General features: G+C 63.1%; 22 protein-coding genes. 14 read left to right on the forward strand and 8 right to left on the reverse strand.

Annotated features, from left to right (window positions below):
• Nucleotides 1–2 precede the first annotated feature (2 nt).
• Together AC07T0_RS19915 and ubiT are read left to right on the forward strand one after the other, a co-directional pair.
• Complete coding sequence (locus AC07T0_RS19915; protein ID WP_495002831.1) at nucleotides 3–893, forward strand: U32 family peptidase; 891 nt, start codon at nucleotides 3–5, stop codon at nucleotides 891–893.
• Nucleotides 887–1,357: a ubiquinone anaerobic biosynthesis accessory factor UbiT gene (gene ubiT, locus AC07T0_RS19920; RefSeq protein ID WP_495002832.1), complete on the forward strand. Its 471-nt coding sequence runs from the start codon at nucleotides 887–889 to the stop codon at nucleotides 1,355–1,357. Before AC07T0_RS19915 ends, ubiT begins: the two co-directional genes overlap by 7 nt.
• Before the next feature lie 189 nt (nucleotides 1,358–1,546).
• Here the strand turns inward: ubiT and AC07T0_RS19925 are convergent, their stop codons facing one another.
• The 3 genes from AC07T0_RS19925 to AC07T0_RS19935 all read right to left on the reverse strand — a co-directional run bounded on the left by AC07T0_RS19925 (nucleotide 1,547) and on the right by AC07T0_RS19935 (nucleotide 4,480).
• Entirely contained in the window at nucleotides 1,547–1,936 is a 390-nt protein-coding gene (locus AC07T0_RS19925; protein WP_495002833.1) for a putative zinc-binding protein, read from the reverse strand.
• A gap of 97 nt (nucleotides 1,937–2,033) precedes the next feature.
• Nucleotides 2,034–2,681, reverse strand: a complete 648-nt coding sequence (gene narL, locus AC07T0_RS19930; protein ID WP_495002834.1) for a two-component system response regulator NarL — start codon at nucleotides 2,679–2,681, stop codon at nucleotides 2,034–2,036.
• Nucleotides 2,678–4,480 carry a HAMP domain-containing protein gene (locus AC07T0_RS19935; RefSeq protein WP_495002835.1) on the reverse strand — a complete coding sequence of 601 codons (1,803 nt, stop codon included), beginning with the start codon at nucleotides 4,478–4,480 and terminating at the stop codon, nucleotides 2,678–2,680. Before AC07T0_RS19935 ends, narL begins: the two co-directional genes overlap by 4 nt.
• A gap of 315 nt (nucleotides 4,481–4,795) precedes the next feature.
• Here AC07T0_RS19935 and AC07T0_RS19940 point away from each other — a divergent pair, with 315 nt between their 5' ends.
• The 11 genes from AC07T0_RS19940 (at nucleotide 4,796) to AC07T0_RS19990 (ending at nucleotide 19,340) form a co-directional block, all read left to right on the forward strand.
• Nucleotides 4,796–6,100: an MFS transporter gene (locus AC07T0_RS19940; RefSeq protein WP_495002836.1), complete on the forward strand. Its 1,305-nt coding sequence runs from the start codon at nucleotides 4,796–4,798 to the stop codon at nucleotides 6,098–6,100.
• Entirely contained in the window at nucleotides 6,078–7,475 is a 1,398-nt protein-coding gene (locus tag AC07T0_RS19945; RefSeq protein ID WP_495002837.1) for a NarK family nitrate/nitrite MFS transporter, read from the forward strand. The genes AC07T0_RS19940 and AC07T0_RS19945 overlap by 23 nt, the downstream gene beginning before the upstream one ends.
• 67 nt (nucleotides 7,476–7,542) lie before the next feature.
• The gene (locus AC07T0_RS19950; RefSeq protein WP_495002838.1) at nucleotides 7,543–11,310 is read left to right on the forward strand and encodes a nitrate reductase subunit alpha; all 3,768 of its coding nucleotides are present in this window, start codon (nucleotides 7,543–7,545) and stop codon (nucleotides 11,308–11,310) included.
• Between the two features lie 11 nt (nucleotides 11,311–11,321).
• Nucleotides 11,322–12,860: a nitrate reductase subunit beta gene (gene narH / locus AC07T0_RS19955; protein ID WP_248797736.1), complete on the forward strand. Its 1,539-nt coding sequence runs from the start codon at nucleotides 11,322–11,324 to the stop codon at nucleotides 12,858–12,860.
• 2 nt (nucleotides 12,861–12,862) lie between these two features.
• Nucleotides 12,863–13,618 (forward strand): nitrate reductase molybdenum cofactor assembly chaperone, encoded by a 756-nt coding sequence (gene narJ / locus AC07T0_RS19960; RefSeq protein WP_495002839.1) that lies wholly within the window; start codon nucleotides 12,863–12,865, stop codon nucleotides 13,616–13,618.
• Nucleotides 13,611–14,291, forward strand: a complete 681-nt coding sequence (narI, locus tag AC07T0_RS19965; protein ID WP_495002840.1) for a respiratory nitrate reductase subunit gamma — start codon at nucleotides 13,611–13,613, stop codon at nucleotides 14,289–14,291. The genes narJ and narI overlap by 8 nt, the downstream gene beginning before the upstream one ends.
• A gap of 10 nt (nucleotides 14,292–14,301) precedes the next feature.
• Nucleotides 14,302–15,267, forward strand: coding sequence for a peptidylprolyl isomerase (locus tag AC07T0_RS19970; RefSeq protein ID WP_495002841.1), 966 nt, complete (start codon nucleotides 14,302–14,304; stop codon nucleotides 15,265–15,267).
• A gap of 25 nt (nucleotides 15,268–15,292) precedes the next feature.
• Complete coding sequence (gene moaA, locus AC07T0_RS19975) at nucleotides 15,293–16,285, forward strand: GTP 3',8-cyclase MoaA (RefSeq protein ID WP_495002842.1); 993 nt, start codon at nucleotides 15,293–15,295, stop codon at nucleotides 16,283–16,285.
• Nucleotides 16,286–16,435: 150 nt separating this feature from the next.
• Nucleotides 16,436–18,448, forward strand: coding sequence for a ribonucleoside triphosphate reductase (locus AC07T0_RS19980; protein ID WP_495002843.1), 2,013 nt, complete (start codon nucleotides 16,436–16,438; stop codon nucleotides 18,446–18,448).
• A gap of 32 nt (nucleotides 18,449–18,480) precedes the next feature.
• The gene (nrdD, locus tag AC07T0_RS19985; RefSeq protein WP_263860530.1) at nucleotides 18,481–18,648 is read left to right on the forward strand and encodes an anaerobic ribonucleoside-triphosphate reductase; all 168 of its coding nucleotides are present in this window, start codon (nucleotides 18,481–18,483) and stop codon (nucleotides 18,646–18,648) included.
• Nucleotides 18,645–19,340 carry an anaerobic ribonucleoside-triphosphate reductase activating protein gene (locus tag AC07T0_RS19990; protein WP_495002844.1) on the forward strand — a complete coding sequence of 232 codons (696 nt, stop codon included), beginning with the start codon at nucleotides 18,645–18,647 and terminating at the stop codon, nucleotides 19,338–19,340. Before nrdD ends, AC07T0_RS19990 begins: the two co-directional genes overlap by 4 nt.
• A 43-nt stretch (nucleotides 19,341–19,383) precedes the next feature.
• On the opposite strand, the gene AC07T0_RS19995 is transcribed toward AC07T0_RS19990, so the two are convergent.
• The 4 genes from AC07T0_RS19995 to AC07T0_RS20010 are packed head-to-tail and all read right to left on the reverse strand — an operon-like array spanning nucleotide 19,384 to nucleotide 22,536.
• Complete coding sequence (locus AC07T0_RS19995) at nucleotides 19,384–20,763, reverse strand: 4Fe-4S binding protein (RefSeq protein ID WP_495002845.1); 1,380 nt, start codon at nucleotides 20,761–20,763, stop codon at nucleotides 19,384–19,386.
• A complete protein-coding gene (locus AC07T0_RS20000) occupies nucleotides 20,751–21,605 on the reverse strand; it encodes an FTR1 family iron permease (RefSeq protein ID WP_495002846.1) in 855 nt (284 codons plus the stop codon). The genes AC07T0_RS19995 and AC07T0_RS20000 overlap by 13 nt, the downstream gene beginning before the upstream one ends.
• 22 nt (nucleotides 21,606–21,627) lie before the next feature.
• The gene (locus AC07T0_RS20005; protein ID WP_495002847.1) at nucleotides 21,628–22,005 is read right to left on the reverse strand and encodes a cupredoxin domain-containing protein; all 378 of its coding nucleotides are present in this window, start codon (nucleotides 22,003–22,005) and stop codon (nucleotides 21,628–21,630) included.
• Nucleotides 22,006–22,536, reverse strand: coding sequence for an iron transporter (locus AC07T0_RS20010; protein ID WP_495002848.1), 531 nt, complete (start codon nucleotides 22,534–22,536; stop codon nucleotides 22,006–22,008).
• A gap of 185 nt (nucleotides 22,537–22,721) precedes the next feature.
• Here AC07T0_RS20010 and AC07T0_RS20015 point away from each other — a divergent pair, with 185 nt between their 5' ends.
• Nucleotides 22,722–22,940 (forward strand): DUF3079 domain-containing protein, encoded by a 219-nt coding sequence (locus AC07T0_RS20015; RefSeq protein ID WP_495002849.1) that lies wholly within the window; start codon nucleotides 22,722–22,724, stop codon nucleotides 22,938–22,940.
• 3 nt (nucleotides 22,941–22,943) lie between these two features.
• On the opposite strand, the gene AC07T0_RS20020 is transcribed toward AC07T0_RS20015, so the two are convergent.
• On the reverse strand, nucleotides 22,944–23,852 hold the full coding sequence (locus tag AC07T0_RS20020; RefSeq protein ID WP_495002850.1) for a LysR family transcriptional regulator: 909 nt from the start codon (nucleotides 23,850–23,852) through the stop codon (nucleotides 22,944–22,946).
• Between the last annotated feature and the right edge of the window lie 107 nt (nucleotides 23,853–23,959).

Consider the following 23,959-nt stretch of genomic DNA (forward strand, 5'->3'; position numbering starts at 1 on the left):
AAATGAAGCTCAGCCTGGGACCCGTGCTGTTTTACTGGGACAAAACCCAATTGGGGCAGTTTTACTCTGAAATGTCGGCCTTGCCCCTGGATGTGATCTACCTCGGGGAAACCGTGTGTTCGAAACGCCGGGCCTTGTCCCTCGATCAATGGCTCGGCCTGGGGCGTGAGTTGCAGGCCTGTACCCAGGCGCAACTGGTGCTCTCAAGTCTGACCCTGATCGAGGCCGCGTCGGAACTCTCCAGCCTGCGGCGCCTGTGTGACAACGGCGAGTTGCTGGTGGAGGCCAACGATATGGGCGCGGTGCAGTTTCTCGCCGAACGCAAGTTGCCCTTTGTCGCAGGGCCGGCGCTGAACCTGTACAACGGCCATGCCCTCGGCCAGTTGCTCGATTGCGGGATGATCCGCTGGGTGCCGCCGGTGGAGTGCTCGGCGGCGCTGATCCGCGCGGTGCTCGACCAGGTGCGCGAACTGGGTCGGGCGGTGCCGGAAGTCGAAGTCTTTGCCTATGGACATTTGCCCCTGGCCTATTCGGCGCGTTGTTTCACCGCCCGCGCGCAGAACCGGCCCAAGGACGACTGCCAGTTCTGCTGTATCGACTACCCCGATGGCCTGGCGTTGAGCAGTCAGGAAGGCCAGCCGCTGTTCACCCTCAACGGTATCCAGACGATGTCGGCCGAGGTGACCAATCTGTTGGCCGATTATCCCGGACTGCTCGCTTGCGGCGCCGATCTGCTGCGCCTGAGCCCCCGGGCCCAGGGTATGGCCGAGGTGATCGCGGCCTATCAGCGGGTCCGCCTGGGTGCGACACCACCGCTGTTCGTCGAAGGCTGCAATGGCTATTGGCATGGCCAGGCCGGGATGTTGCGGGTCGAGGAGGTGGGCCTGTGTTGAATCGGAAAAAGTGGCTGTTGCGCAGCGCTGATCGCTTGCTGCCGTTGGTTCGTCGGGTGCCGTTCGGACTGCAACGGCTGGCCCTGCAACAGGGGCTCAACCGCTGTTTCGCCGAGCCGTTGGGCGATGGCCAGTTCGACCTGTTGCGTGGGCGCTGGTTGTGCCTGCGGGTCCCCGACCTGGGGCTGACCTGGTACCTGACCCGGGGCCGCGAGGGCTTGCAGATCGCCGCGCGGGCCAGGGCCGACGTGACCATCAGCGGCAACTGGCGCGAGTTCCTGCTCCTGGCCAGTCGCCAGGAAGACCCGGACACGCTGTTCTTTCGCCGGCGGCTGGTCATCGAGGGCGATACTGAACTGGGTTTGACGTTGAAGAACCTGATCGACAGCCTCGACCCCGAGGTCTTGCCGGCCTGGCTATGGCGCAACCTGGAGCGTGCCGGGAAGGGCCTGGCGGCGGGTTGAGGCAAGCTTCGAAGTTGTGGCGGGGGGCTGATGTCGTTCAGTTAACGCAAGGGGCATTAACGCCACATAACCTTGTAGGAGCTGGCTTGCCCGCGATGGCGTCCGTATGGGCGGCGCAAGGCGCGAGGGCCTCATCGCTGGCAAGCCAGCTCCTACAAGGCGGCGTGGTGTTTTCAAGATCCCATTTTCTTAGCCGAACGGCAGTGGGGCTGGCCGCCGGTCATGCTCAAGCAATTGCCCGATCTCGGCAAACAGCTCCTCGGCCTGCGCCGGGCTGCAATCTTCGCCATAGCGTTTGCGCACGCCGTGCTGGCTGAGGATCAGGTGCATATCGGCCCGCAGGCCATGCTGTTGCAGACAGCTTTCCACGCATTGCAGCGGACAGCCGTCCAGCGCCAGGATCCGCCGTCCCGAACGGGCCTTGTTGACCAGCGCGGCGACATGTCCACCCACTCCGACGATGCAGGACATTTCCGCGAGGCCCGCGCGATCCAGGCGCAGGGCCAGGGTGTTGGCCAGTTGGGCGACGTTGGAGCAGCCTGAACAGGAGTAAACCAGAGGCAAGGGTGAAAGGGGCATGAACGCTCTCCGCTGATGGACCCCGCCAGTGTGCAAGGCTGTGGGCGTCGTGCCTTGATTGCAATCAACTTCGCCAGCGTCGACTCCCCAGAAGGGCTCAGCCGGTGCTGCGCAGATGCTCCATGGCCCACACTGCCGCCTCGACCCGCGAGCGCAGGCCGAGTTTGTGCAGCAGGTTCTTGACGTGAACCTTGACCGTGCCTTCGGTAATGCCCAGCTTGTGGCCGATGACCTTGTTGCTCAAGCCACCGGCAATGGTTTTGAGCACCTGACGCTCGCGCTCGGTCAGCTCGACTTCGACCTGGCGCGGTGGCGAGCGCAGTGCCTGGGCCATGACCCGGGTCAGGCCGGGACTGACCACCAGGGCACCGTTCAAGGCGTCGCGGATGTACTGGATCAGCAACTCCGGCTCCATGTCCTTGAGCAGATAACCGTCAGCGTCCAGGCGCAGTGCGTCACGAATATCGTCTTCGGCGTCGGACACGGTGAACAGCAGGATTTTTCCCCGGTAGTTCATGGCGCGCAGGCTGCGCAGGGTTTCAATACCGTTCATCCGCGGCATGTTGTTGTCCAGTAGCACCAGGTCGGGTTGCAGCGGCTCGATCAGTGTCAGAGCTTCCTCGCCATGATTGGCTTCGCCAACCACGCACAAGTCATCTTCCAGTTCGAGGATCTGGCGAATGCCGTGACGCATCATCGGATGGTCGTCGACCAGCAGGATCCGGTATTGCGGGGACAGTTTCATGTAAGGCTACCTTCTGTTGGCTGTCCGAGAAACTCCGGTCGGAACTCCATCTGGACAAGCGTGCCCTGGGGCACCCGGGAAAATATCTGGAGCTGTCCATGCAGGCTGCGGGCGCGTTCCTTCATGATGTTCAGGCCGTGATGTTCGCGTTGGTCGACGCTGCCGCTGAAGCCACGGCCATCGTCCTCGATCGACAGGCGCACGCTTTCGCCGTCCTGGCGCAGTTGCAGCCAGGCATTCTGCGCATGGGCGTGGCGCAGGCAGTTGGAAAGTGCCTCGCGGGTGATCTGCAGAATGTGGATCTGCTCGCTGGCGGACAGTTCGAAGGCCAGGCTGTCGACGTGCAGGTGGACCTGGAAATCGCCCCGGCTGGAGAACTCCTCGGCGGTGTCCTGGAGTTCCTGGACCAGCCCGGCGTCGTGAATCTGCAAGCGAAAGGTGGTCAGCAGTTCGCGCAGCTGACGGTAGGCATTGTTCAGGCCCTCGCGCAGTTCGGCGGTGACGCTTTCCAGGGTCGCCACCGGTTCGCCACGGCGCATCAGGGTCTGCATGCGGCTGACTTGCAGCTTCATGTAGGACAGCGCCTGGGCCAGGGAGTCATGCAGCTCGCGGGCGATGATGGTGCGTTCTTCGAGCAGCAGCAGGCGGTGGTCCTGTTCCCGTTGGCGCTTGAGCGAGAGCGAGGTGCCGATCAGGTTGGCCAGGGCCTGGATCAGCTCGGTTTCCCAGGCTTGCGGTGGGTGCTCGTCGACAAAGTGCGCCTTGAGCTCGCCCAACTCACTGCCCTGGTTACTGATGCTGAAGCTTTGCGGGTTGCTCTGGTGGTGTTTCTGGCAGCTGGCGCAATGGCTGCCGGCGCAGACATCGCGACTGTTGGCACCATGCAGCACCAGCAGTTGCTGGGCCGGGGCCTGCATCCGCCCTTGCAGGCACAGTGACAGGCGCAAGCCGGGCAGACGCTGTTGGAAGCGGCGGATCAGTTCATCCAGCCCTTCGGCATTGGCCAGCCGCGTGGCCAGGCTGCGACTGCTCTGATAGAGCAGTTCCAGGGCGGCATTGGCCTGTTGCAGGTTCAGGGTCTTTTGCCGGACCTGAGTCTCCAGGGTGCGGTGGGACTGCTCGATGGTCTCGGCCATGGCGTTGAAGCTCGTAGCCAATTGCCCCAGCTCGTCCTGGGATTGATGGTTGACCCGCACCTGGAAGTCGCCACGGCGAAAACGCTGGGTCGCCTCCACCAGTTCCTTGAGCGGGGTGATCACCCCGTACTGCAGTTCGTAGAGCCCGAGCAACAGGACGATCATGGTGGTGAACAGGGCCGCGCCCTGGATCATCTGTTGCCAGGTTTGCTTGTACTCGCTTTGGCGCTGCAGCAGGCTGACGAACTGGTTCAGTTGTTCGACGAAGGGCGGAGCGCCGGCCTGAAACGAGTCGACATCGCCACGCTCCAGCGCCGGGCGCAGATTCTCCTTCCAGTTTTGCTGGATCTGCTGGTAGCTGGCTTGCAGGTCAAGACTCGCGCCATCTTCCAGCACCGCCTTGAGTGACTGGCCGGTGAGGCGCTGTTGCAGGCTGTCGGTGATGTCGCTGATTTCTGCGCGGGGGCTCCCCGCGGCCAGTTTCCAGCTCAGGTGATAGGTCTCCATGCGCACCGAACCGGCGGTGTTGATGGCGGCCGCATCGCCCTGGCTGAACCAGGCGATCAGCCCGGCGCTCAATGAGCTGGCCAGGGCGAGTATGGCGATCAGGATCACCGCGAGCCCGGCGCGGGCGGGCAGGGAGCTGCGCAACCAGCGGATCATGACTGTCGCCCTGGGGCAACGATGGGAAAACCGGGCATATCGAACTCCAGGGGGCGACGGGCAATGATGTTGCTGCCGGTCCCTGGCGCTCTACCTCTAAAGAGTTGTCGATCGTCCGATACCCGCAAACGCTTCGCGCAGCGGAGGCAAGAGCCTGATAAACAAAGGGTTCAGAGGGTTTTTCGGTCTACCTCTTTGGAGGTAGATGGCGCCAGCATAGGCCTGGAACCCCTTGGGCTTCGTTGATAAGGATCAAGTTTTTACGGGGTATGCCTCTCTAGTCTGCGGCCATGGCTAACTGATCTGGAGAGCGACATGACCCAACCGCGTGTACGACAAGGCCTGGTGCTGGGCATGAGCACGCTGGCCTTCACCGTGTGTTTCATGGTCTGGATGATGTTTGCCGTGCTCGGCGTGCCGATCAAGGAACTGCTCCAGCTCAACGAAACCCAGTTCGGCCTGCTGGTCGCCACCCCGGTCCTGACCGGCTCGCTGGTCCGCTTGCCGCTGGGGCTACTGACCGACCGGTTTGGCGGGCGCAGCGTGTTGTTCCTGCTGATGCTGTCCTGCGTGCTGCCGCTGTACCTGATCACCTACGCCACGACCTATTGGCAGTTCCTGGTCCTGGGGCTGTTCGTCGGCCTGGCCGGTGGTTCGTTTTCCGTCGGTATCGCCTATGTGGCCAAGTGGTTCGACCAGGACAACCAGGGTTTCGCCATGGGCATCTTCGGCGCCGGCAATGCCGGCTCCGCGCTGACCAAGTTTCTTGCCCCGGCGCTGATCGCCGCGGGCAGCTGGCACCTGGTGCCGAAAGTCTTCAGCGCGATCCTCTTTATCACCGCGCTGCTGTTCTGGTTTCTCAGCGCCGAGAACAAGGACCACCGCAGTGCTTCGGGCACCGCGCTGCGCGAACAGCTTGCTTCACTGAAGGATCCGGCGGTCTGGCGCTACTGCCAGTACTACTCGATCGTCTTCGGCGGCTATGTCGCGCTGGCCTTGTGGATGACCAAATACTACGTGCAGGAATACGGTTTCAGCCTGCAAAGCGCGGCGCTGCTGGCCGCCTGTTTTTCCCTGCCGGGCGGCGTGCTGCGTGCCGTCGGTGGCTGGCTGTCGGATCGCTGGGGCGCCCAGAGCGTGACCTGGTGGGTGCTCTGGGTCAGTTGGATCTGCCTGTTCCTGCTGTCCTATCCGCAGACCCAGCTGCAAGTGCAAACCATCAATGGCCCGCTGGACCTGCACATCGGTCTGAGCCCGACGCTGTTCACCGGCCTGCTGTTTGTCATGGGTATCGCCTTCGCCTTCGGCAAGGCCTCGGTTTTCAAATACATCGCCAACGACTACCCGAAAAACATGGGCGCGGTGTCCGGCATCGTCGGCCTGGCCGGTGGCTTGGGCGGCTTCGTCCTGCCGATCCTGTTCGGTGCGCTGGTGGACCTGACCGGCGTGCGTTCCTCCTGCTTCATGCTGATGTACGGCGTGGTCTGGGTCTCCCTGACCTGGATGTACTTCAGCGAAGTTCGTCGGCGCCCGCTGCTGGGCAAACAGCCAGCGCTCGCCACTGCCCCGTTTTCCAGCCTTGTCCAAGGAGACGAATATGTCTGTTCTACAAAAGCCTGACAGCGGCCCGGTCATTCATGACTGGCGCCCGGAAGATCCCGCGTTCTGGGGGCGTAGCGGCAAACAGACGGCGACGCGCAACCTGTGGATTTCCATCCCCGCGCTGTTGCTGGCCTTTGCCGTGTGGATGGTCTGGAGCACGGTGATCGTGCGCTTGAACGCCATCGGCTTCAGTTTTACCACCGATCAACTGTTCTGGCTGGCGGCATTGCCGGGCTTGTCCGGGGCCACCTTGCGAGTCTTCTACTCCTTTATGGTGCCGATCTTCGGCGGCCGTCGTTGGACCGCCCTGAGCACCGCGTCGCTGCTGCTACCGTCGATCTGGATGGGCTTCGCCGTACAGGACCCGGGCACCTCCTACAACGTGTTCGTGTTGATTGCCTTGCTCTGCGGTTTTGGTGGCGGCAACTTCGCCTCAAGCATGTCCAACATCAGCTTCTTCTACCCCAAGTCGCAGCAGGGCACGGCCCTGGGGCTGAATGCCGGCCTGGGTAACCTGGGCGTATCGGTGATGCAGTTCTGTGTGCCGCTGGTGATTACCTTCGGCGCGTTCGGCGTCATGGGCGGCTCGCCGCAAGCCCTGCCGGACGGCGGCCAGTTGTGGCTGCAGAACGCCGGGTTCATCTGGGTGCCGTTCATTCTCGCGGTGACGCTGGCGGCCTGGTTCGGCATGAATGACTTGTCCAGCGCCAAAGCTTCGTTCAGCGAGCAGGCGGTGATTTTCAAACGCAAGCACAACTGGCTGATGTGCTGGTTGTACCTGGCCACCTTCGGTTCGTTCATCGGCTTTTCCGCGGCGTTCCCGCTGTTGATCAAGACCTCCTTCCCGGATGTCATCGCCTTGAAGTTCGCCTTCCTCGGCCCCTTGGTCGGTGCCCTGGTCCGGCCGTTGGGTGGCTGGCTGGCGGACAAGCTCGGCGGCGCGAAGGTGACCTTGTGGAACTTCGTGGCGATGATCGTGATGGTCTTCGGTGTGCTGCACTTTCTTCCCCACAACGGCGTGGGCGGTAACTTCTACGGTTTCCTCGGCCTGTTCATGCTGCTGTTCATCACCACCGGGATCGGCAACGGTTCGACCTTCCGGATGATCCCGGTGATCTTCCGCACCCTGCATGAAAAATTCTCCGCCGGACAGGCGCCCGAGGCTCGCGAGCAGGCGCTGAAAAATGCCGGCAAGGAGTCGGCCGCGGTGCTGGGTTTCAGTTCGGCGATCGGCGCCTTCGGGGCGTTCTTCATTCCGAAATCCTTCGGCACTTCGATGGCCCAGACCGGCGGCCCGGAGATGGCCTTCTACATGTTCGTCGGCTTTTACCTGAGCTGCATCGTGGTGACCTGGTGGTGGTACGCGCGCAAAGGCGCCGCGACACCCTGCTGAGTCGAGCCGAATCCAACCATTGCGTGGGCGGGGCACAGAACCCCGCGAAGCCTGAGAGGTGTACACCGTGAGTCATTTACTGGATCAACTGCGGTTCTTCAACCGCAAGCAAAGCGAGTTCGCCGACGGTCACGGGGAGACCCGCAAGGAGTCCCGCGACTGGGAGAATGTCTACCGTTCGCGCTGGCAGTACGACAAGATCGTGCGCTCGACCCACGGGGTCAACTGCACCGGCTCGTGCTCGTGGAAGATCTATGTGAAGAACGGCCTGATCACCTGGGAAACCCAGCAGACCGACTACCCGCGCACCCGCAACGACCTGCCCAACCATGAGCCGCGCGGTTGTCCGCGGGGGGCCAGCTACAGCTGGTACATCTACAGCGCCAACCGCCTCAAGTACCCGAAAATCCGCAAGCCGCTGCTCAAGCTCTGGCGCGATGCACGGCAGACCCTGGCGCCGGTCGAAGCCTGGGCCAGCATTGTCGAGGACAAGGTCAAGGCCGACTCCTATAAAAGCAAGCGTGGCATGGGCGGCTTCATTCGTTCCAACTGGGAAGAAGTCAACGAGATCATTGCCGCGGCCAATGTCTATACCATCAAGCAGTACGGTCCCGACCGGGTGGTGGGCTTCTCGCCGATTCCGGCCATGTCGATGGTCAGCTATGCCGCCGGGGCCCGCTACCTGTCGCTGATCGGCGGGGTCTGCCTGAGTTTCTATGACTGGTACTGCGACCTGCCACCGGCCTCGCCGATGGTCTGGGGCGAGCAGACCGACGTGCCGGAGTCGGCCGACTGGTACAACTCCAACTACATCATCGCCTGGGGTTCCAACGTCCCGCAGACCCGTACCCCCGACGCGCACTTCTTCACCGAGGTTCGCTACAAGGGCACCAAGACCGTGGCCATCACTCCCGACTATTCGGAAGTGGCCAAGCTCACCGATCTCTGGCTCAACCCCAAGCAGGGCACCGATGCGGCGCTGGCCCAGGCGTTCAACCATGTGATCTTCAAAGAGTTCCACCTGGACAAGCCGAGCGCCTATTTCACCGAGTACGCCAAGCGTTTCACCGACCTGCCGGTGCTGGTGCTGCTCAAGCCGATGCTCGGGGTTGCCCCGGGTGCCGGTTATCAACCGGACCGCTTCCTGCGCGCCTCGGACCTGACCGACAACCTCGGCCAGGAGAACAACCCGGAATGGAAAACCATCGCGCTGGATGCCAGCGGCGAACTGGTTTCCCCCCAGGGCTCCATCGGCTATCGCTGGGGCGAGAAGGGCAAATGGAACATCCTTGCCCGTGAAGGCGGGGAAGGGCGCGAGATCGATCTGAAGCTGAGCCTGATCGGCGCTGGCGTCGCCGAAGTGGCGTTCCCGTATTTTGCCGGCGAGTCCCAGGAACACTTCCAGCATGTGGCCGGCGCGGCCGTGCAATATCGCCGCGTGCCGGTGCACAGCCTGACCCTGGCGGATGGCAGCCAGGTCAAGGTCGCCACGGTGTTCGACCTGTCGGCGGCCAACCTGGCGATCGATCGCGGTTTGGGTGGAGCGAACGTCGCCAGGGATTACGATGATGCTTCGGTACCCGGCACCCCGGCTTGGCAGGAGCAGATCACTGGCGTCAGCCGCGAGAAGGCGATCCAGATCGCCCGAGAGTTCGCCGACAACGCCGACAAGACCCGTGGCCGCTCGATGATCATCGTCGGCGCGGCGATGAACCACTGGTACCACATGGACATGAACTACCGCGGGCTGATCAATATGCTCATGCTCTGCGGTTGCGTCGGCCAGACCGGTGGTGGCTGGGCGCACTATGTCGGTCAGGAAAAGCTACGCCCGCAATGCGGCTGGCTGCCGCTGGCCTTCGGCCTGGACTGGAGCCGTCCGCCACGGCAGATGAACGGCACCAGCTTCTTCTACGCCCACAGTTCGCAGTGGCGCCACGAGAAAATGAGCATGCACGACGTGCTCTCGCCGCTGGCCGACAAGAGCCAGTTCCCCGAGCATGCCCTGGACTACAACATCCGCGCCGAGCGCGCCGGCTGGTTGCCCAGCGCCCCGCAGCTGAACACCAACCCGCTGCATATCTGCCGCGATGCCGCGGCCGCCGGCCTGGCGCCCAAGGACTACGTGGTCAAGGCGCTGCAGGACGGTTCCCTGCGCTTTGCCTGCGAGCAGCCGGACAGCCCGGTGAACTTCCCGCGCAACATGTTCATCTGGCGTTCCAACCTGCTGGGCTCCTCGGGCAAGGGCCACGAGTACATGCTCAAGTACCTGCTCGGGACCAAGAACGGGGTGATGAACGAAGACATCGGCCAGGTCGGCGACTGCAAGCCGGAAGAGGCCGAATGGGTCGACGAAGGCGCCATCGGCAAGCTCGACCTGGTGACGACCCTGGACTTTCGCATGTCTTCGACCTGCGTCTACTCGGACATCGTGTTGCCGACCGCGACCTGGTACGAGAAGGACGATATGAACACCTCGGACATGCACCCGTTCATCCACCCGCTGTCGGCCGCCATCGATCCGGCCTGGGAGTCGCGTTCGGACTGGGAGATCTACAAGGGCATTGCCAAGTCGTTCTCGGCCATGGCGGTCGGGCACCTGGGCGTCGAGCAGGATCTGGTCACCGTGCCGTTGCTGCATGACAGCGTCGGCGAACTGGCCCAGCCGTTTGGCGGCACCGACTGGAAAACCGCCGGGGTGGCCCCGCAGCCGGGCAAGAACGCGCCGAACCTGCAAGTGGTCGAGCGCGACTACCCGAATATCTACAAGCAGTTCAGCTCCCTCGGGCCGCTGCTGGAGAAGCACGGCAACGGCGGCAAGGGCATCAACTGGAACACCGAGGAGGAAGTGAAATTCCTCGGCGAGCTGAACTACCGCGAAGGCGCGGCGGGCATCAGCCAAGGCCGGCCGAAAATCGACACGGCCATCGACGCCGCCGAAGTGATCCTCTCCCTGGCCCCGGAAACCAACGGCCATGTGGCGGTGAAGGCCTGGGCCGCGCTGTCCGAGTTCACCGGCATCGACCACAGCCATCTGGCCCTGTCCAAGGCCCACGAGGCGATTCGTTTCCGCGATATCCAGGCGCAGCCGCGCAAGATCATTTCCAGCCCGACCTGGTCCGGGCTCGAGGACGATCATGTCAGCTACAACGCCGGCTACACCAACGTCCATGAAGGGATCCCGTGGCGGACCATCACCGGCCGCCAGCAGTTCTACCAGGATCACCCGTGGATGCAGGCCTTCGGCGAGCAACTGATGAGCTACCGGCCGCCGGTCAACACCCGGACCATCGAAGGGGTGAAAGGCAAGCGCAGCAACGGCGAAACCGAAATCGTCCTGAACTGGATCACCCCGCACCAGAAATGGGGCATCCACAGTACCTACAGCGACAACCTGCTGATGCTGACCCTCAGCCGTGGCGGGCCGATTGTCTGGCTCTCGGAGATCGACGCGAAACGCGCTGGCATCGAGGACAACGACTGGATCGAATGCTTCAACGTCAACGGTGCGCTGACCGCCCGGGCGGTGGTCAGCCAGCGGGTCAAGGAAGGCATGGTGATGATGTACCACGCCCAGGAACGGATCGTGAACGTGCCGGGTTCGGAAACCACCAAGACCCGTGGCGGCCATCACAACTCGGTCACCCGGGTGGTGCTCAAGCCGACCCATATGATCGGCGGCTATGCCCAGCAGGCCTACGGTTTCAACTATTACGGCACGGTCGGTTGCAACCGCGACGAATTCGTCGTGGTGCGCAAGATGGCCAAAGTCGACTGGCTCGACGTTTCGTCCGGCGATGACCTGCCGCGTCCCCTGCCGACCGAGCTGGATTGAGGAGAACTGAGATGAAGATTCGCTCACAAATCGGCATGGTCCTGAACCTGGACAAATGCATTGGTTGCCACACCTGCTCGATCACCTGCAAGAACGTCTGGACCAGCCGCGAAGGCATGGAGTACGCCTGGTTCAACAACGTCGAATCGAAACCCGGGATCGGCTACCCCAAGGAATGGGAAAACCAGGACAAGTGGAAGGGCGGCTGGATTCGCAATGCCGACGGCTCGATCAACCCTCGGATCGGCGGCAAATTCCGCGTGTTGGCCAATATATTCGCCAACCCGGACCTGCCCAGCCTCGACGACTACTACGAACCCTTCGATTTCGATTACCAGCATCTGCACACCGCGCCGCTGGGCGAGCACCAGCCCACCGCGCGGCCGCGCTCGCTGGTGTCGGGCAAGCGCATGGAGAAAATCGAATGGGGCCCGAACTGGGAGGAGATCCTCGGTACCGAGTTTGCCAAGCGGCGCAAGGACAAGAACTTCGACCAGATCCAGGCGGACATCTACGGTGAGTACGAAAACACCTTCATGATGTATTTGCCGCGCCTGTGCGAGCACTGTCTCAACCCGACTTGTGCGGCGTCCTGCCCGAGCGGGGCGATCTACAAGCGCGAGGAAGACGGGATTGTCCTGATCGACCAGGAGAAATGCCGTGGCTGGCGCATGTGCATCAGCGGCTGCCCGTACAAGAAGATCTATTTCAACTGGAAAAGCGGCAAGTCCGAAAAGTGCATCTTCTGCTACCCGCGTATCGAGGCTGGGATGCCGACGGTCTGTGCCGAAACCTGTGTCGGGCGCATTCGTTATCTCGGTGTGCTGCTGTATGACGCCGACCGTATCGCCGAGGTGGCGAGCACCGCCAATGAGCAGGACCTGTACGAGAAGCAGCTGGAGATCTTCCTCGATCCGAACGATCCGGCGGTGATTCGCCAGGCCCTGGCCGATGGCGTGCCGCAGTCGGTGATCGACTCGGCGCAACGTTCGCCGGTCTACAAGATGGCTGTGGACTGGAAGCTCGCGCTGCCGTTGCACCCGGAATACCGCACCTTGCCGATGGTCTGGTACGTGCCGCCGCTGTCGCCGATCCAGAACGCCGCGACCGCTGGCACCGTGGGCATGAACGGAGTCATCCCGGATGTCGACAGCCTGCGCATTCCGCTGCGCTACCTGGCCAACTTGCTGACGGCGGGCGATGAGAAACCGGTCAAGCGCGCCCTGAAACGCTTGCTGGCGATGCGTGCCTACAAGCGTTCCGAGCAGGTCGACGGGGTCCAGGACCTGCAAGTGCTGGCGGATGTCGGTTTGAGCGTGGCCCAGGTCGAGGAGATGTATCGCTACCTGGCGATCGCCAACTACGAGGACCGCTTTGTCGTGCCCAGCGCACACCGTGAAGACGCCATGAGCGACGCCTTTGCCGAACGTTCCGGCTGCGGTTTCAGTTTCGGCAGCGGCTGTAGCGGCAGCTCCGACACCAATATGTTCGGCGCGAAGAAGGCCAACCGCCGCGACATCCTGAAAACCGTGCAGTTGTGGGAGGAATGAGCATGCGCATTCTCAAGGTGATTTCGCTGCTGCTCGATTACCCCACCGAGACCCTGGTGGCCGGCCGCGACGAACTGGAACAGGCGATTATCCAGGCCCGGGAAATCAGCCCGACGCAGCGCGGTGCGTTGTTCGAATTGCTCGAACTGATCTGCGCCAATGACCTGATGGACGGGCAGGAGCACTACGGTGCGCTGTTCGGCCGCGGGCGCTCGCTGTCGCTGCTGCTGTTCGAGCATGTCCACGGTGAGTCCCGCGACCGTGGCCAGGCGATGGTCGACATGATGGCGCAATACGAAACCGCCGGTTTTGCCATCGGCGTCAAGGAACTGCCCGACTATATCCCGTTGTATCTGGAGTTCCTCTCCACGCGCGAAGACCTGGAGGCCCGCGAGGGCCTGGCCGATGTCGCGCACTTGCTGGCCTTGCTCGCGGCGCGTCTGGATGAGCGTGAGAGCGCCTATGCCAGTTGCTTCCGGGCCTTGCTGCAGATTGCCGGTGCCGAGCCCTTGCAGGCGGTGGCCGAGCTGCGCGCGCAAGTCGCCGCCGAACCCCGGGACGACTCGTTGGAGGCGCTGGACAAGGTCTGGGAGGAGGAGGCGGTGGACTTTCTCCAGGCCGAGCAACAGGACCGTTGCGGTTCGCTGCCAAGTGCCCCGGGCAAGGCCCGGGAAGAAAGCGCGGTGCCATTGCACTGGGTGGATTTTCAGCATGAAGGGCTGGCCGCCGCGCCGGCCGGGGAGGTCGGTAATGTCTAACTGGAACCTGTTGTTGTTCGGGGTCTATCCCTATGTGGCCGTGGTGATCTGCCTGATCGGCAGCTGGGCACGCTTCGACCTGTCGCAGTACACCTGGAAGGCCGGCTCCAGCCAGATGCTCAACCAGCGCGGCATGCGCGTGGCGAGCAACTTCTTCCATATCGGGGTGTTGTTCATTCTGGCCGGGCATTTTGTCGGCCTGCTGACGCCCTCGGCGGTCTATCACCATCTGATCAGTACCGAGAACAAGCAACTGCTGGCGATGGTCTCCGGCGGGCTGTTCGGCCTGTTGTGCCTGGTCGGCCTGCTGATGCTGGTCAATCGGCGCCTGAGCGACCCACGAGTTCGCGCCACTTCCAGCACCTCGGACATCCTGGTGTTGCTGGTACTGCTGGCGCAACTGCTGCTCGGACTGCTGACCATTGTCGCGTCCACCGAGCATATGGACGGCTCGGTGATGGTGCTGCTCGCCGATTGGGCGCAGAACACCGTGCTGTTGCACCCGACGGAAGCGGCGGCGTCCATCGCCCCGGTCGGCTTGATCTACAAACTGCACGTGTTTCTCGGTTTGACCCTGTTCGTGCTGTTCCCCTTCACCCGGCTGGTGCACATCGTCAGTGCGCCGATCTGGTACCTGGGACGCCGTTATCAAATCGTTCGGCAGAAAATCTGAGGAGAGAATCATGTCAGGTGGATGTGGATGTGGCGGCGGTAAAGGCGGCAGCGGTGGCTGCGGATCTTCAACCCAGGCCTCGGCGCCCGAGCCGGTCGATGTTGTCGCCCCCGGGGCGGTGCAGTTCGAAGCGCTTGCGCCGGAACCGACGGGTGCCGATGACGCTCCGGCGCAGTTGATCGCCAGCAGTGAGCAGGAGTGGCCGATCATCAGCGTCAATGCGGTGTCGATCACCCCGCAGGCGTTGGCCCAGGAGCTGCAATATCACCCGGCCGAAAGCCGCGAGGAGGCGCTGTACCAGGCCGCCCGGGCGCTGGTGATCCGCGAGTTGCTGCAGCAGCGCATCGCCGAGCTGGGCCTGGCGCTGCAGGTCGGCGCCGGCGAGAACGAAGAGGAGGCCGCCACGCGCTTGTTGCTCGAACGCGAGGTGCAGGTCCCGCAGTGTGACGAGGTCACCTGTCTGCGTTACTACGACAACAACCGTGGTCGCTTCCACAGCGCCCCGTTGCTGGCGGTGCGGCATATCCTGCTCGAATGTGCCCCGGACGATGCCGAGGCCCGCGTGCTGGCCCGCGATCAAGCCGAAGCCCTGCTGCAGCGCCTGGAGGATCTGCCCGGCAGTTTCGCCGAGCTGGCCGTGAGCTATTCGGCCTGTCCGTCGAAGGCCCAGGGCGGTTCCCTGGGGCAGATCAGCAAGGGCCAGACCGTACCGGAGTTCGAGCGCCAGCTGTTTACCCTGGCCCCGGGACTGGCCAGTCAACCCCTGGAAAGCCGCTACGGCTGGCATGTGGTCAGTGTCGATCAACGGATCGAAGGCCAGCCGTTGCCCTATGAGGCGGTGTCGACGGCGATTCGCACGCAGTTGCAGCAGGGGGTCTGGCAAAAAGCCCTGGTGCAGTACCTGCAAACCCTGATCGGTGCGGCGGATATTCGCGGCATTCGCTTGCAGGGTGCCGACTCACCGCTGGTGCAGTGACGACTTGGCCAACCGGGAGAACGCGATGAGCACTGCGATGCAGGATGGATTTGGGCGCCAGATCGACTATCTGCGGATGTCGGTGACGGACCGTTGTGATTTTCGCTGTGTGTATTGCATGGCCAAGAACATGACCTTCCTGCCGCGTCAGCAGGTGTTGACCCTGGAGGAGTTGCAGCGCCTGGCGGCGCTGTTCGTCGGCCTCGGCGTGCGCAAGATCCGTCTGACCGGTGGCGAGCCGCTGATTCGCCCGGGCATTCTCGGCCTGTGCCGCACGATCGCCGCCTTGCCCGGTTTGCGCGAACTGGTGATGACCAGCAACGGCTCGCAACTGGGCCGTCTGGCGCGGCCGCTGGCCGAGGCCGGGGTCAAGCGGATGAACATCAGCCTCGATAGCCTGGACGGCGAGAAGTTTCGCGCGATCACCCGCAACGGCGATCTCGATCAGGTGCTGGATGGCATTGAAGCCGCGCGCGGTGCCGGGTTTGAACGGATCAAGCTCAACTGCGTGGTGATGAAAGGACGCAATTTCGATGAAGTCCCGGCATTGTTGCAGTACGCCATCGAGCAACGCATCGACATCAGTTTTATCGAGGAAATGCCCTTGGGTGATGTGGGTCGTTCCCGGGGCGAGTCGTTCTGCTCCAGCGACGAGGTGCGGGCGTTGATCACCAGTCGTCATCGCTTGCTCGACAGCACCGAGAACAGCGGCGGCCCGGCGCGTTACGTGCGCCTGGAGCGGCATGCCGAAACCCGTATCGGTTTTATTTCACCCAATAGCCACAACTTCTGCGGCAGCTGCAACCGGGTGCGGATGACTGTCGAAGGGCGCCTGCTGCTGTGTCTGGGGCAGGACGACGCGCTTGATCTGCGCGGCTTGCTGCGGCGTTATCCGCTGGACGACCAACCGCTGATCAAGGCGGTGCAACAGGCGCTGCGGCGCAAGCCGCTACGCCACGATTTCAACCCTGAAGGAGAAGTGCAGATCGTCCGGTTCATGAATATGAGTGGTGGTTGAAGCCTGGTTTTTCTGGCCGCCGGGGGGCGGCTTTTTTTTGCCTGCGATTCTTGATGTCGATCAATTGCAACGCCGCGCTTCGTCCGTAGTATTCACTGCATGTTGTGGTTTTACTTATTTATATATCTATATGTAGTGATTGGAGGCCGAATGCACAGCACGCTGATCTCAGTGGGATGTAACCGCTTGCACAAACGCGACGGCACGCGGGTTGCCTTCGATGCCGACAAGATCCGCCAGGCGTTGATCGCCGCTGGCAGGGCCAGCGGGGAGTACGGCGCGGTTGACGTCGAAGGCTTGCTGCAAGCCGTACTGGCTCGTTTGGAAGGGCTGCCGAGGCTGCATGTCGAGCAGATCCAGGATCGGGTCGAGCGGGTATTGATGGACGCCGGGTTTTTCCTCGCCATGCGCGCTTATATCGTCTATCGCGAACAGCACGGGCGCTTGCGTCGCGACCGCCGGACCCTGGTCGAAGTGGCGACCTCGATGAATGAATACCTGGACCGGGAAGACTGGCGCGTGCAAGCCAACGCCAACCAGGGCTATTCGCTGGGCGGCCTGGTGCTCAACGTGTCGGGCAAGGTCACCGCCAACTACTGGCTCGACGAGGTCTACAGCGAAGCCATCGGCCAGGCCCACCGCGAGGCCGACCTGCATATACACGACCTCGACATGCTCGCCGGCTACTGCGCTGGCTGGTCGCTGCGCACGTTGTTGCACGAGGGCCTCAATGGCGTGCCCGGGCGCGTCGAGGCCGGTCCGCCGAAACACCTGAGCAGCGCCCTGGGGCAGATGGTGAATTTCCTCGGCACCCTACAGAACGAATGGGCCGGCGCCCAGGCCTTCAGCTCGTTCGACACCTACCTGGCACCTTATGTGCGCAGGGACCGCCTGAGTTACCCGCAGGTGCGCCAGGCGCTCCAGGAGTTTATCTACAACCTCAATGTACCGTCGCGCTGGGGGACCCAGACGCCCTTTACCAACCTGACCTTCGACTGGGTCTGCCCGGAGGACCTGCGCGAGCAGATCCCGATAATAGGTGGCGAGGAAATGCCCTTTGCCTATGGCGACCTGCAAGTTGAAATGGACTTGCTCAACCGTGCCTACATCGAAGTGATGCAGGCCGGCGACGCCAAGGGCCGGGTGTTCACCTTTCCCATCCCGACCTACAACATCACCCATGATTTTCCCTGGGACAGCGAGAACGCCGAGCGCCTGTTTGAAATGACCGCCCGTTATGGGCTGCCGTATTTCCAGAACTTCCTCAATTCGGACATGCAGCCCAACCAGGTGCGTTCGATGTGTTGCCGCTTGCAGCTGGATGTCCGCGAGCTGCTCAAGCGCGGTGGCGGATTGTTCGGCTCGGCGGAGCAGACCGGTTCGCTGGGGGTGGTCACCCTCAACTGCGCGCGCCTGGGCTATCTGTTCGAGGGCGATACCAGCGGCCTGTTGCAGCGCCTGGACAGTCTGATGGAACTGGCGATGGAGAGTCTGGAGGTCAAGCGCAAGGTGATCCAGCACCATATGGACGCCGGTTTGTACCCCTACACCAAGCGCTACCTGGGAACCTTGCGCAATCACTTTTCCACCATCGGCCTCAACGGCCTGCATGAAATGCTGCGCAACTTCAGTGGCGACCAGGACGGCATGCACACCGCCCGCGGCCGCGCGTTTGCCCTGATGCTGCTGGACCATGTCCGCGCGACCCTGGTGCGCTTCCAGGAGCAGACCGGCCATCTCTACAACCTTGAAGCGACACCGGCGGAAGGCACCACCTACCGTTTCGCCAAGGAGGATCTCAAGCGCTACCCGGGCATTCTCCAGGCCGGCACGCGCCAGGCGCCGTATTACACCAACTCCTCGCAGCTGCCGGTGGGCTACACCGACGATCCCTTCGAGGCCCTGGAGTTGCAGGATGAACTGCAATGCAAATACACCGGCGGCACGGTGCTGCACCTGTACATGGCCGAGCGGATTTCCTCGACCGAGGCCTGCAAGCAACTGGTGCGCCGGGCGCTCGGGCGCTTTCGCCTGCCATACCTGACAGTGACCCCGACGTTCTCCATCTGCCCGGTGCATGGCTATCTCGATGGCGAACATGAGTTCTGTCCCAAGTGCGACGAGGTGCTGCTGCGTGAGCAGTCGCTCGCCGAGATCCATTGATTTCGCTTTATTCAATCGCAAGGAGCTACATCATGACCGCATTGCAAACACTGCCCCTGGCCCAACGTCAACGCTGCGAAGTCTGGACCCGGGTGATGGGGTATCACCGCCCGGTCTCGGCGTTCAATCCGGGCAAACAGTCCGAGCACCATGAACGTGTGCATTTCACCGAGCGCGCGGCCGCGGCCGGGCGCCAATGAGTCGACCCCTGCGGGTCGGGGGCATGGTGCCCCTGACCACCCTCGACTATCCGGGCAAGCTGGCGTGCGTGCTGTTTTGCCAGGGCTGTGCCTGGCGCTGTCGTTATTGCCATAATCCGCAACTGATTGCCCCGCGTGGCAGTGCAGAGCTGGAGTGGGCGGCGGTGCTGGCCTTTCTGCAACGCCGTCGGGGCTTGCTGGATGCGGTGGTTTTCAGTGGTGGCGAGCCGACCTTGCAGGACGCCCTGCGCGGCGCGATGGAGATGGTGCGAGCGCTGGGTTTCCAGGTCGGCCTGCACAGCGCCGGGATCAAGCCGGCGGCCTTTGCCAAGGCGCTGGCCGGCGCCGACTGGGTCGGTTTCGACGTCAAGGCGTTGGCCGAGGATTGCCAGGCAATCACCCGGGTGGCCGGCAGTGGCGTGGCCAACTGGCGCAGCCTGGAGCTGCTACTGGCCAGTGGCGTCGACTATGAGTGCCGGACCACGGTGCATTGGCAACTGTTCGAACCGAGCCGTCTGCTGATCCTGGCGCGGCGCCTGCAAGCGTTGGGTGTCAGGCGTTTCGCCGTGCAACGGGTGCGCACCGCGCGCATGCTCGATCCGCAGTTGTCGGGCCTTTCGGCACAGGCGGCGTTGCCCGAACTGTGGCAGGCCCTGGACGAGCTGTTTCCCGAGTTCGTATTGCGCGACTAGGACGATGATCAAGGGCCAGCGCTGCCGCCGCGGGCTGGGCCCATCAGGCCCAACCCCAGAATTGCAACCACCAGCCATAGCCCACCAGCCCGTTGGCCAGTAACAGGCACGCGCCAGCGCCGCCACGGCGAACCGGGGCCAGGCCCTGCTGGCCCAGTAGCTTCCAGCCCAGCAACAGACTCCAGCCGATGGCCCCGAGCAATATCCCGGCCCTGGCCGGTTGTACCCAGCCGAGCAGCAGGCCTTCATAACGCAGCAGCTTGACGGTGGTCGCCGACAATCCGAGAAACAGGCCGGCGCCGCCCAGTGGCGTCAGGCTCAGGCTCAGTGGCCGATACAGGGCCGGAATCTGCGCGATCCGGGCCGCCAGCCGCAACAGGAGCAGCAGGCCGCCTCCCAGCGCCAGGGCACTCGCGCCCAGGTACAGGATGATGCTGAAGCCATCGAGCCAACTGAAGCTGTCGTTGAGCTGCGGGTAGTGGGTCAGCAGCCACCAGGGGGCATTGTCCTGTAACGGCCAGAGCAGGTCGTGCCCGACCAGCCAGTTGGCGAGCTGCTGCTTGAGGCTGACGAACCACGGGCTGACGGTCCACTGGAAGGCGCCCATGGCCAGGCCGATGACGCCGAACAGCAGCAGGCGGGTGTCCCAGGGTGAGAGTCGCTGTGCCGTGGTTTGTAGAATCTCCTGGTTGCCCGAGCGGGCGATCAGTCGCACGGCATCGCGTTGCCCGCTGCAGCGGCCACAGGCATGACAGTCACTGGCCCCCCGCAGGCGGCGGATATCCAGCAAAGGCGCGCAGTTGGGCAGCGGCAGGCGCGGCCCGGCGTTCGCCTTCCAGCGCTGTTCATCCACCTGGAAGTGCACCGGGGCGAGGCGGGCGAGCAGGGCAAAGACGCCGCTGACCGGGCACAGGTAACGGCACCAGACGCGCTTGCCCCTGGCAAACAGCAGGCCGACGCCGACCGCCGCGAGCGTCGAGCCGCCGAGGATCAGCAGGGCGGCCTGGGCATAGTCATAGACGCTGATCAACTGGCCGTAGAGGGTGGTCAGGCAGAACGCCAGGGTCGGCCAGCCGCCCCAACGCAACCAGCGCGGCACGCCCAGGCCTTTGCCATAGTGACTGGCCCATTCGCTCAGCGCGCCTTCCGGGCACAGCACACCGCACCAGAGCCGGCCGAACAGCACCATCGACAGCAGCACGAACGGCCACCAGATGCCCCAGAACAGAAACTGTGCGAGCAGGGTCAGGTTATCCAGCAGTCGCGCCTGGCTGTCCGGTAGTGGCAACATGGCTGGCAGGACCAGCAGCACCGCGTAGAACCCCACGATGACCCATTGCGTGGCGCGAATGACCGCTGCATGCCGGCGCATTGCGTCACCCAGGCGCTGCAGCCATCGATTGCAGCGGCTCAGGTCGGACATGGGCGGCTTTCCACAGTCCGTTGCCGTAGCCAGCCGGCGATGATCAGCCAGTAACCGATCCAGACCAGCAAGGTCATGGCACTGGGGCTGGCGCGATAACCGGCAAAGCCGGCCAGAAAGCTACCCAGGCCGTGGCTGTCGCTCAACAGCGCGCTGCTGTCCCAGAGGGCCTCGCCGACGCCGCTGTAGACCATCGCCGGTAGATCCAGGGCGAGCAGTTGGCCGCCGATGCGCTCGCTGGCACTGACCAGCAACGCTGAGCCGAGCAGCAGCAGGATGACTTCACTGACGCTGAAGAAACGCCGCCAGGAAATGAATCGGCGACTGCTGTTGAGCAGCACCAGGGTCAAGCCCGAGAGTGCCAGCCCGGCCATCCCGCCGAGGGCGAACAGAGCGAGCTGCGGACCTTGTAGGCGGGCCCCGGCGCCATACAGGAAGACCACGGTTTCGCTGCCTTCGCGGCTGACCGCGAGCATCGCCAGCAGCAACAGCCCGACGCCACCTTGGCGGGCCAGATGGCTGTCGGCGTGGCGGCGCAAATCATTCTTGAGCGTGCGTCCGTGGCGGTGCATCCAGCCGACCATTTGCACCATCAACAGACTGGCCACCAACGCCAGCGCGGCCTGGAACCACTCGTTGGCGGCACCGCTCATGGCCTCCCCGGCAAACAGGATCAACAGCGCCAGCAGGCCCGAGAGCAGCACCCCGAGGCCTACGCCGGCCCACAGGTAGCGGCCCAGGCGCCGGCCCTGCACCTGCTGGCTGGCCCAGGCCTGGAGAATACCGATCACCAGCAACGCCTCGACGCTTTCACGCCAGACGATGAACATTGATTGATTCATGCAAGCTCCGTAGATCACCGGGTTATTTGGCGAGAATGCTGCCCGCGGGCAGTTGCGGATTGAACTCGTCGAAGAACGGGTATTGACCCGGTCTCAACGGTGCAATCACGACGAAGGTGGTGACCCCAGGCGAGAGGACCTTTTCCACCCGCAACGGCGTGCTCTCGAACTCCGCCGGTCCCTCGCCGGTGTTTTTCAGGATGATCTTGAACCGCTGTCCGGCCGCAACCTCCAGCACGGCGGGGCTGAAGTGGCCGTCGTGCAGGCTCATTTCATAGCTGGGCAACTCGGCCCGGGCGAGCAGCGGTGTGGCCGCCAAGGTCAGGAGCAACCCGGCCAGGTACTGATGAGTCTGGGAGCGGCGCCTTGGCCGCGTGGACTCGGCTGTGGTGTAGCGCATTCAGTAGCCACCTTTCTTGCCGATGCCGGCGTAGACGAACTCGTAGTGCACTTCGCAGCGCTCGAACCAGGGTTCGACCCCGGTTTCCTTGTCGGTGTGACGGCCCAGGGAGGCATGCCCGGAAGGTGGCAGCAGGGTCAGGGTCAGCTGGTATTTGCCGGGGCCCTGCAGCTTCACGTTGTCGCCATAGTGCGGCCCGTCGTTGGCGACCATGGCGTGGAAATCACCGTTGAGCGGCGGCTGGCCGCCTTGTTTCTGCAAGCTGAAGGCCACGCTCAGGTAGGGCACGAAGCTGCCTTCCTGAAAGCCCTGGCGATTGTCCGCGGTGGCGCGGATATCGGCTTCCAGGTGGATATCGGAATCGGCAGTGGCGCGCATCATACCGGCGGGCGCCATCTCGATCGGTTGCAGATACACCGCCCCGACTTCCAGCCCCGGACAGTGCTGCGGTGCGCCGATCGGATACTCCTTGGCCTGGGCCAGTGGGGCGAGCAGGAGCAGGGCGAGGGATAGTGAGAAGGTGCGATGCATGATGTCTTCCTGGGTACTGACGGGTAGGGGCCCAAGTCTAGGAGGACGTGCTGCGAATAATAATGATTATGGTCAAGTTTTAGCGCGATCTTCAGGCGTCCTGCGCTTCTTGATCAGGATCAAGGGCTTTTTCGCCCTGGAGTTGTAGCTTGAAAGTCACTCCCACCCGCCATTCAGGGGACGACATGGCCAAGCCCTTTCCCATCAGCCCCAAACATCCCGAACGTATTTGCTGGGGCTGCGACCGGTATTGTCCGGCGAACGCCCTGGCCTGCGGCAACGGCTCCGATCGGACCATGCATCCGGCCGAGATGATCGGCGATGATTGGTATCTGCATGGCGACTGGGGCATCGTGCCACTGATCGCTTCGGACAAAGTTGCGGATAATGACGTTGCCGAGTGAGTTCTAATGCTCGTCGACATTGTCGATATGCTTGAAACGTTCGATCAGAAAGTCGATCAGGCTGCGCACCCGCGCGGACAAATGCAGCTGTTGCGGGTACACGGCATAGACGTCGGCGCGGGTCGGCGTTTGGTCTTCCAGTACCAGGCGTAGCCGGCCGCTGCGTACATAGCGGGCGATGTCCCATTCAGCCCGCAACAGAATTCCATAGCCCTCCAGTGCCCAGTTCAGGGCCACCTCGCCATCGTTGCAAGCCAAGGCCCCGTGCACCTTGATGTTTTCCGTGTGCCCGCCGTTGTTGAAACTCCAGACGCCATAGGGTGATTCGTTCTGGCGGATGAAAATGCAATTGTGCTGTTGCAGTTCGGTCAGGGTCCGAGGCGTTCCATATTTGTCCAGGTAGAGCGGCGAGGCGCAGAGCAAGCGGCGATTGGAGGCGATCTTGCGGGCGTGGAAGGCGGCGTCCGGCAAGCTGCCGAAGCGAATGCCCAGGTCGAAGCCGTGGGTGGCCAGATCCAGTGGGTGGTCGCTGATTTCCAGTTGGATCTCGACCTCGGGGTATTGGGCAAAAAATGCAGCGAGGGCCGGGCCGATATGCCGGCGGCCAAAACCCAGCGAGGCGTTGACGCGAATCAGGCCCTTGGGCGTGGCGCGGCTGCTGCTGAGCAACTGCTCAAGCTCGTTGATCTGCGTCAGGATGCGCGCGGCATGGGAGAAGTACAGCTCGCCTTCAGAGGTCAGGCTCATCGAGCGTGTGGTCCGGTTGACCAGACGTATGCCCAGCCGGGCTTCCAGCGCCGCCAGGCGTTTGCTCACCGCTGGCGGGGTGACACCCAGTTCCCGGGCGGTCGCCGCCAGGCTGCCTTTGTTGGCCAGCAGGTAGAAAAAAGACAAATCCAGCGTCTGACTCATTCGTAACTCAAAGTTATTTATGTAGTGATTTGGAGTCACTCACGTCTCCAGGTTCACTACATATACTCCGTTCGCACCCTGCTTGGACAGCCCAGGCCAGCGGGAAC

It is taken from the genome of Pseudomonas sp. GW821-FHT04D07 (genome assembly GCF_059420225.1).